The sequence below is a fragment of the Oleiphilus sp. HI0043 genome (genome assembly GCF_001634935.1).
This window is the reverse complement of sequence record NZ_LWEY01001404.1, coordinates 1-1,534: the sequence shown is the minus strand read 5'-3', so window position 1 is coordinate 1,534 and position 1,534 is coordinate 1. Positions and strand designations below refer to the sequence as shown.

Here is a 1,534-nt window from a genome sequence, read left to right as displayed (position 1 = left end):
AACAATGCCCGCTACAGGCAATGTGGAAAGTTCTGGATCAGGAGCAAGCGATGCCCCGACCAAACCACCGATAAACACAACCATTGGCGCAATACACAAGCCCAGCGCACCAGATAACAATAAAACCAATACATTTCTATTCATTCCAAGCAAGGTTCTTCCTCATATATCCTTTTTCATGCTATCTACCGCGCAGGCTATTCACCAAGCGTATAAATCGTCTTTGCCATACGCAAATGACGCTGTATATAATGGACACCACCATTAGCCAACTAGCAAGGCAATTACTATGCAACAATATCACGTCTATGGTTTAGGCGCCGCCCTCGTCGATACTGAAATTGAAGTCACCGATGAATTCCTATCCCAAGCTAATATTGAGAAAGGTCTAATGACCTTGGTGGATGAAACCCGCCAAGCCGAAATACTAGAGCTAATGAAAGAACACTTGGTTGGTAGTAAAAGAGCCAGCGGCGGCTCGGCATGCAACTCGATTATCGCTGCCAGTTACTTCGGTGCCAAGACCTATTATTCCTGCAAAGTATCAGACGACGAAAACGGCCTATTCTTCCAACAAGATACCCAAGCAGCGGGCGTGACCACAAGCGATAAAGCCCACCCGAATGGTACAACCGGAAAATGTCTGGTTATGATTACCCCTGACGCCGAACGAACCATGAATACATTCTTGGGCGTAAGCGCTGAATTAGATGAAGCACAGCTTGATGCTAAAGCTATTGCTCAATCTGAATACCTGTATATCGAAGGCTATCTCGTTACATCACCTAGTGGCAAACAAGCGGCCATCAAAGCACGGGAAATTGCCGAGCAGCAGGGTGTAAAAACGGCAATTTCCCTCTCTGACCCAGGAATGGTCGAGTTCTTTGGCGAAGGGCTAAAGGAAATGATCGGCCAACAGGTTGATTTATTATTCTGCAACAAAGACGAAGCACTCGCCTGGACACAAAGCAATAACATCGAAGATGCTGCTGAAAAGCTTAAAGAAACTGCAAAGTCTTTTGCAATTACTTTAGGAAAAGATGGCGCTCTCGTTTATGACGGCAATGAAATCTCAATAGTCGCTGGCGTTGAAGCAAAAGCAATCGATACAAATGGAGCCGGCGACATGTTCGCAGGTGCATTTCTTTATGCAATCACTCATGACCAAACCTTTGCCCAAGCAGCAACGCTTGCTAACAGAGCCGCAGCTCAAGTGGTGAGTCAGTACGGCCCGAGACTCAGACCAGAACAACATGCAGATCTGAAGTTCTAGATAAATATTCTTCCCGTTTAACAGCCTCGACTCATGAGGCTGTTAAATCTTATCACGACCTGAAACTGCAGATTAAAGCTCCCGTTGTTCCCTTTTCCAAATCTTCGACTACACTATTAAAATGTGAAACTTAAGGTAAGCTGTATAAAACTAAACACATTGCCTTTTTCCAATAACGCTGTTTATAATCGAAGGGCGTTACTTACAAAAAATGATTCAAGGAATTGCTATGAAAAAACTAATTTTAGGTGCATTCATTCT

General features: G+C 44.3%; 1 protein-coding gene. It reads left to right on the top strand.

Annotated features, from left to right (window positions below; all coding sequences use genetic code 11):
- Nucleotides 1-289 precede the first annotated feature (289 nt).
- On the top strand, nucleotides 290-1,273 hold the full coding sequence (locus A3729_RS19405; RefSeq protein WP_068515182.1) for an adenosine kinase: 984 nt from the start codon (nucleotides 290-292) through the stop codon (nucleotides 1,271-1,273).
- Nucleotides 1,274-1,534 lie beyond the last annotated feature (261 nt).

Excerpts from the sequence above, each read along its gene's own strand:
- A3729_RS19405 (WP_068515182.1), top strand. The coding sequence starts at position 290 with ATGCAACAATATCACGTCTATGGTTTAGGCGCCGCCCTCGTCGATACT.